This window comes from Faecalicoccus sp. (genome assembly GCF_036552745.1).
Taxonomy (GTDB): Bacteria; Bacillota_I; Bacilli_A; order Erysipelotrichales; family Erysipelotrichaceae; genus Faecalicoccus.
This window is the reverse complement of record NZ_JAXKBY010000149.1, coordinates 1-7,663: the sequence shown is the minus strand read 5'-3', so window position 1 is coordinate 7,663 and position 7,663 is coordinate 1. Positions and strand designations below refer to the sequence as shown.

The window sequence follows — 7,663 nt, the reverse complement described above, 5'->3', positions numbered from 1 at the left end:
TCCATATCCAGCGGAACTACAACGATTCCTCCCGGATGCTGACCGGTCGTTCGTTTTACTCCTTCACATTCTTTGGCAAGGTCGATTCGTTTTGCTTCACTGAATGGTTCAATCCCCATTTCTTCTTCATAGCCTTTGATATATCCATAAGCTGTTTTTTCCTGTACCGTACCTACCGTACCGGCTCGGAAAACATGATCCTCCCCAAAAATCTCTTTGGTGAAGGCATGCGCATTGGCCTGGTAATCCCCGGAAAAGTTCAAATCAATATCCGGAACTTTGTCACCTTCAAACCCAAGGAAGGTTTCAAATGGAATATCCTGCCCATCTCCACGCATGATGGTTCCACATTCAGGGCACGGTTTATCCGGCAAATCAAAACCGGATTTGACTTCTTCACCTTCAATAAATTCATAATGATGACACTTTGGGCAAACATAATGTGGCTGTAATGGATTCACTTCGGTAATGTTGCTCATGGTCGCCACAAAGCTGGAACCAACCGACCCTCGACTTCCTACAAGGTAGCCATCTTCGTTACTTTTCTTCACCAACAAATGAGAAATGTAATAAACTACGTAGTACCCGTGTCCGATGATACTATCCAGTTCACGGTTTAATCGCTTTTCTACGATTTCCGGTAATTGCTCTCCATACATCTTATGCGCTGTTTCAAAACAGATATCTCGCAATTTCTGATCGGATCCTTCGATATCCGGTGGATACAGTTTATCTTTGATCGGATAGATCGGTTCTGTCATTTTCTTGAGTTTGTTGGTATCTGTTACTACGATTTCATAGGCTAGATCTTCCCCTAACCACGAGAATGCCTGCAGCATTTCATCCGTTGTCAACAAATGCTGGTTCGGTGCACTGGTGGCCTTACGCTGTTGTTGATCATACAGATATAAAGGATGTCTGGCATTACCAATGGCCTTGGCATTGATGTAAATATCACGTACTCGCTTTTGATGTGGGTGTACATAATGTGCATCACTGGAAGCAATCACCAGCTTATTCTTCTTTTTGGCTGCATCCAAAATAAATCCAATGATCTTTTTTAGATCATCCACGCTTTGAATGGCTTTACCACGTCTTCGCATCTGAAGAAGATTGCGGTAACAATCCAAAGGCTGCAGTTCAATGTAATCATAAAAATCCATGGCCTCTTCCAGCATCTGGGCATCCCTTGTATGTGCCAAATCAAATATTTCTCCATTTTGACAACTGGAGCCAATCAACAAGTTTCCGTTCTTTCTTTTGGCTTCCAGTTCAAACCGCGGAATTCTCGGTTCACCTGCTGCCGTTTCTGTAGAAAGATATTTGGTATGACTTAACGTGATCAATTCAAACAGTTCCTTTAAGCCATCCTTATTTTTGGCATAGACCGTTGTATGATAATTTCTAACTTTTGTATAGCTGTTTTCATTCTTTAAGACCGCCAGATCATCCAAGGTGACTTCACTGTCATATTCGTTTAGCATATGACATAAAACTTGCGATAGAACCTCGGCATCATAATCGGCACGGTGGGCCCCCTCTCCATCATAGCTGACACCATAATGACGACATACACTTCCCAGGTTGTAACGCTTTGCATCCGGAATCATGGCCTGGGCCAATGGCCAGGTGTCAATCACAGGATTAGTTAAATGCCCTTTATTGCACTTTTGACAGGCGGCATTCATAAAGCCAACGTCAAAGGATGCGTTATGGGCTACCAGGATAGAATCGCCGATAAACTCCAACAATTCATCAATGGCTTGTTCAATCGTCTTTTGTCCATCTACATCGTGTTGTGAAATATGCGTTAATGACGTGATGCTGGCAGGAATGGTACGCTTGGGATCGATAAACATCTGTTTTCGATCGATGACCTCACGATGCTTCATCTTAACAGCACCGAATTCAATGATCTCATCTAAGCGATTGGAAAGACCGGTCGTTTCCAAGTCAAACACGACAAAGGTAGCATCTTCCAATTTACGATGGTCATTATTGAAAATGATCTTATACTCTGGATCGACCATGCTCATCTCACAGCCATACAACATTTTAAAATTACGGTCCGGATCTTGTTTATTTAAAGCTGTGACCTTATGCTGAGCCATAGGAAAAGCCTGTACGACTTGATGATCACAGATACCAATCGCATCCATGCCCCAATCATACGCCGTTTGAATGTATTCCTCGATAGAACATACTCCATCCATTTCCGAAAAGTTGGAATGCACATGCCATTCCGTACGCTTTTCACTCGCTTTATCCTTTCGCTTAGCTGGCTGTATTTCTTCTAAGCTCTGGATCATAAAGGAATCGCATTTAGAAAAACTGTCATAGACAACTTCCCCTTTTAAGCGAACGCTCATACCTTTTTTCACACTGTTGATCTCATCAATGGAACAACGCGCATTTTCAAATCGCTTACAAACGATCGCATCCTGATAATCCGATACATACAACATCTGTAACGTCTTACCGGATTTCATGACACGATTATCAACGGAGAAAATATGACCTTCGATAATCACCGAGCGCATGCCCACCTGCAGCTCCGCAATGGCGCAGGAAACGGCTTCTTCTTTGCGATATGTCTTTCGCACCGGTTCTTCTTTAGGTGCATGGATTTCCGGTAATTCAATATGTTGTGTTTCAATGACCTTGTCGTCCTCGATCTTTTTACACATCATCTCCATTTGAATCCCGACATTTTTAAGATTTTCAATCAATGAAGGGAGTTTACGATTCATCTTGGCAAGTCTTGTTTCATCTTTTGTCGAAAAATATACCATATCTTCTTCTATAAACGGATGAAGAAAACGAAAATCTTTAAACTGTGTATCTTTTTCCACAAAATAACTGACATATTGATCCAGATTGACCATATCCACCTGTGTATCTTTGGCATGGACGATCAAATCCACATGCACATGTGTCTTAACTTTTAATGTATGCAACAAGCGGGAATACACCTCAAATGGAAGCACGTGCTCCAGTAAAAGTGTCATTTCCAGCTGTTCTTTTTTCACATGAAAAACAGGCCCTTTTTCAAAAAGAGCATATTCAAAATAGTTTTTAAATTCTTTCGGCAAAAAATTGCCTATGCTTTCCCAAACCATCGGATCACTCCTTATCTGACCATTTTGCCAAACGCATCTTTAGCCGCCAGCTGCTCGGCTTTTTTCTTTGTCGAGCTTGTTCCGGTTCCCAACAATATATCATCCAAATATACACCCATCGTAAATGTCGGAGCGTTGCTTGGTCCAATTTCCTGCAGACAGCGATATTGAATGGTCTTACGTGTATCTGCCTGAATGACCTCCTGTAAATGGGTTTTATAATCCTTTACATCTTCACTTTTTTCTGCTTTGAACAAAGGAGACATATGCTCTTTTAAGATCGCATCGCAGGTGCCATACCCCTGATCGATATAAATAGCGCCCAGGCAGGCCTCAAATTGATCCGCTAAAATACTGGCACGATGACGCCCTCCGTTTTTTTCTTCACCGACACCAAGCTTTAAATATTCATACCAGCCCAGCTTCTGATTTAACTTCGCCAGGGTTGCTTCACAAACTGTTTGGGCACGCAAGGTTGTCATTTGCCCTTCCCGCATGACCGGTTCCATATGAAACAGTTGATCGGCACTCCATATCTGTAAGACTGCATCGCCCATAAACTCCAGGCGCTCATTATCCTTGCCTTTTTTATGATGTTCATTCGCAAAGCTTGAATGTGTACAGGCTTCCTGATAAATTTGCGGATCCTTGACCTGAAATCCATTTTCTGTCATCCATTCTGTAAATTCCTTCATCTTTTCACCTTCTTTAAATCTTGCCATACACATTCCGGCACCATATGGGATACATCTTGTCCGTACCGAAGAAGTTCACGAACATTGGAGCTGGAACAATACAGATGTGCCGGATCACTCATCAAAAATACCGTTTCGATCTCCGGTGCCATTTGATGATTCATCGCTTCCATATTCTGCTCATATTGAAAATCGATAGAGTTACGCAATCCGCGAACCAAAACTCTGGCACCTTCTTTTCTACAAGCTTCTACGACCAGACCTGTCTGTATGACACAACGTACATTTTTTAAGTGAGATGTTGCCTGTTTGATCCAATACATCCGCTGTTCCTTAGGAAACTGCTCTTTCTTTTCACTGTTTACGGATACAAAGACAATCACTTCCTCAAAAATACTGGCAGCTCTTTCGATAATATCTATATGCCCTTTGGTCAATGGATCAAAGGTTCCGCAAAAACAAGCTTTAGTCATGATTTGGTTTCCTTTCTATAATACGTTATTTTTGTATCCCGATATGTTTTTTCTTTATATTTATAAAAATGACCTACCTGATCCGGCCAAGTTTGTGTGGCAAGGCTTTCAATAACCACGTGTCCATCTTCATTGACCAGATCGTGAGAATCCAATGCTTCCAATAACTTTATATTTTCTTCTTTTTTATAAGGTGGATCGATATAGACCAAATCAAATGTCGTTTGCAGTTGTGATAAAACGGAAAAGATATTTCCCAAAATCACCTTAACCTGATCCGATACACCTAGATTTTTGACATTGGTGCGAATCACCTGCACAGCCTTTTTATTGATCTCTACACATACCGCATGATCCATTCCTCGTGAGATGGCTTCCAACGCCATATTCCCTGTACCGCTGTAACAATCCAACATAGTACCGCCTGAAAATTGATTTCCTAAACTGGAGAAAATGGCACCCTTAACTTTATCCGATGTTGGTCTGGTCGTCATTCCATCCACGCTGACCAGTTTTCGAGAGCCAAATTTACCGGATACGATACGCATTCGATTTCATCTCCTTTAACCGAATTTGGGAAATACACTGCTGGCATAACCCGACAGTGATAAAAGCCGCCATCAAGGAAGAACCACCACTACTGATAAACAAAAGCGGAACACCGGTCGATGGGATCAAGCCGGAAACACCACCTACATTCAGTACAAAATGGATAAACAAATAAGCGCTGGAACCCACAAGCACGGTCTTGTAGGTAAATTCATTGGTCTTAAATGCATAATAGAAAAAGCGGTAGATCAACAATCCATATAATAAAGAAAGGATTCCCAGACCAAAAATTCCGGTTTCTTCAATAATGACCGCTAAAATATAATCATTATCTGCCTGTGTCAAATATCCATATTTCCGCAGCGAACCACCGATTCCACGGCCAAATAAGCCACCGCTTCCAATTCCATATAAGGCATTAGCCGGCTGGTATCCACTTCCGTAAACATCCGTATAAGGATTTTTCGCATTTTCAATACGCGTGGCAATATGTGCCAAAGGTGTATGCGACAAAATGGATGTACCGATATCCGTCACCCAGAACAAAACAAGTGCCACGATAAAAACCGTACCGATGATCCGTCGCAGCCATTTTTGAAATGTCTCCATTTGCGGGTAAGCCGGAATCATCAAACAGATAAAGAATATAAAGGAAATAATAAAGCCGGTTCCATAGTCATGTTGCAGGACAATTCCTACCATCAACATCGCCCAGCAAATAAACGGTTTTCGAAACAAAATCTGCCAATGTCTTGTCATGCTCGCATCCTTTCTGGCCTGATACAAGGAAGTTGCGAACACAAGGATCAACAAAGGTTTTGCGAATTCTGCCGGCTGTATCGTCACACCTCCCGGCAAACGGATCCAGGCATGGGAACCTCCGGATGCGGCAAACGCTAATGGCATCAACATAAAAATAAACGCAAAGATCAGAATCATATTTTGTGCCTTGCTGAACCATTTAAAGTTAAAAATATGATTGGCTGCCCACATAAACAAAAATGATATGACCAAATAGACTACTTGTCGAATTGTTGTCGTCAAAACAATATTGGCATTTGAAGTCGTACCACCAACATTGGTGGAAATGATCATGACCGTTCCACACAACACTAACAAAAGCACCGCCAATGTTACGATCCTGTCACTTTTAGGTGTTAAAGAAAAAAAGTGACGTACTTTATCAAAAAACAGCCCCCATTGCGGTTTTCGCTTCTTTTTTTCTTTTTGTTGTTTCTGCACTTTTTTTACTTTTCTTTTAAACATAGATCCCCCTGACTGGGTTATTTTATCACAATACCAGGCACAACCAAAGCCTATCAGTTCTTATGTGAAAATAAGAAGTAATGAATTTCCGGGTCGGCATTTAAACGCGCATCCACCTTTGTGCATCCCACACCAGCTGAAAGAATCGTTTCAAACGGCAGATTCACAGATTGTGCCCGATTCAAGGAAGTCGCTCCTTCTACGCTTCGGTAAGCACCGAGGCATGGATACGTTAACTGCGTTCCATGTGCATGTCCTGCCAAAGCCAAGGATATCGCAGTCGATTGCAGGCTCTGATCCAACAAAACATCGGGATAGTGACTGACTACTATATTATATTCTTGTGCCGCATTCGCGCTCAAAATGGAATAATCCGGTGAAGTTGTTAAACCGGTCAAACGAATACAGTTTAAAAGCCGAACAGACGTATTGGATAGAATCTCAAAGCCACTGTTATTTAAGATGCTCTGTACCGACTGTGCCTTTGTTTCATCCTGATCTTTTTCACCCAACACACAAAACTTACCTAATGGTGCCTCGATCTGATTGAAATACTGTATCAACTTTTGATTGGATTCTTCACTGGGCGTATAAGCATCATCATAGAGATCGCCGCCAAAGATCACAATGCCGGGATCTAAATCCTGTATCGTATGAATCAACTTTTCCATACGGGCATCATCTTGAAATTTGCCATATTGCACATCTGTAAAATACACCATGGAAACTACACCAATATCTTGCGAAATCTTTGTATCTTCAACACTTTGATAGCGTACATAAAGCTGATCTGGATTGATCATAAAGGCCATAAACAGACTGGATGCGACAAAAACCATAAAAGCTGTCAAAATACTGATCACAACTAAAAGTCGTTTTTGTAATGTTGTCATGTTATCACCAGTATCCATTCTACCATAGATTTAACAAAAGAACGTGAATATACCTGCAAAATGAAGAAGCGTGGACTTTCTAAGTCAATCTAAACTTCTGCTGATTTCTCATTTTATTCCCAAAAATATAGATAAATTTGATGTTTTTTATCCACCTTTACACCCTTAAAAGGCTTGTCCGTCATTTTTTAGTAAGATTCTCTATTTATAATTTTCTTTAAGAAAAAATTTTTATTTTCCAGAAGGAGAATCACATGACAAAGGATATTGTACTATTTAAAAATGGTGAATTGGAATTAGAAGTAACTGTAAGTGAAAATCGTGAGGATGTTTGGTTATCACAAGACCAGATGGCCACACTATTTGATGTAGATCGATCAAGAATTACTCGTCACATTCGAAATATTTATAATGACAAAGAACTTGATGAAACTTCAACATGTGCGGAAAACGCACAAGTTCAATTTGAAGGAAAACTAAAAGGAATTCTTGAAACGATCTATCAAAATGTCTTTGGTCAGGAGCTCATCCAAGCATGGAAGAAAAAGCGGCTCACCTTCAATGTCATTAAGTTAAGACAACTATAACTATACAGGCAATCAAGTCTAGATAGTTTTTTACTAATAAGGCATGACAAAAATTGTAGTATTGCTACTACATTTTTTAAG

At 40.8% G+C, this 7,663-nt stretch carries 7 protein-coding genes; 1 reads left to right on the top strand and 6 read right to left on the bottom strand.

The genetic code is table 11. The annotated features are described in order from the left end of the window. The 6 genes from U0M88_RS07170 to U0M88_RS07145 form a co-directional block, all read right to left on the bottom strand. Positions 1-3,119, bottom strand: a 3,119-nt coding sequence (locus tag U0M88_RS07170) for a PolC-type DNA polymerase III (protein ID WP_331869379.1), incomplete at its 3' end; no start/stop codon positions are given. Positions 3,120-3,130: 11 nt separating this feature from the next. After that, positions 3,131-3,841: a ribonuclease III gene (gene rnc / locus U0M88_RS07165; RefSeq protein ID WP_438940436.1), complete on the bottom strand. Its 711-nt coding sequence runs from the start codon at positions 3,839-3,841 to the stop codon at positions 3,131-3,133. Beyond that, entirely contained in the window at positions 3,811-4,287 is a 477-nt protein-coding gene (coaD, locus tag U0M88_RS07160; protein WP_331869378.1) for a pantetheine-phosphate adenylyltransferase, read from the bottom strand. The genes rnc and coaD overlap by 31 nt, the downstream gene beginning before the upstream one ends. Beyond that, positions 4,284-4,835: a 16S rRNA (guanine(966)-N(2))-methyltransferase RsmD gene (gene rsmD, locus U0M88_RS07155; protein WP_168965409.1), complete on the bottom strand. Its 552-nt coding sequence runs from the start codon at positions 4,833-4,835 to the stop codon at positions 4,284-4,286. Before rsmD ends, coaD begins: the two co-directional genes overlap by 4 nt. After that, the gene (locus U0M88_RS07150; protein WP_117445707.1) at positions 4,816-6,102 is read right to left on the bottom strand and encodes an FtsW/RodA/SpoVE family cell cycle protein; all 1,287 of its coding nucleotides are present in this window, start codon (positions 6,100-6,102) and stop codon (positions 4,816-4,818) included. Before U0M88_RS07150 ends, rsmD begins: the two co-directional genes overlap by 20 nt. 53 nt (positions 6,103-6,155) lie before the next feature. After that, a complete protein-coding gene (locus U0M88_RS07145; RefSeq protein WP_331869377.1) occupies positions 6,156-6,995 on the bottom strand; it encodes a hypothetical protein in 840 nt (279 codons plus the stop codon). A gap of 254 nt (positions 6,996-7,249) precedes the next feature. Between U0M88_RS07145 and U0M88_RS07140 the strand changes: the two genes are divergently transcribed. Next, positions 7,250-7,582, top strand: coding sequence for a hypothetical protein (locus U0M88_RS07140; protein WP_331869376.1), 333 nt, complete (start codon positions 7,250-7,252; stop codon positions 7,580-7,582). Positions 7,583-7,663 lie beyond the last annotated feature (81 nt).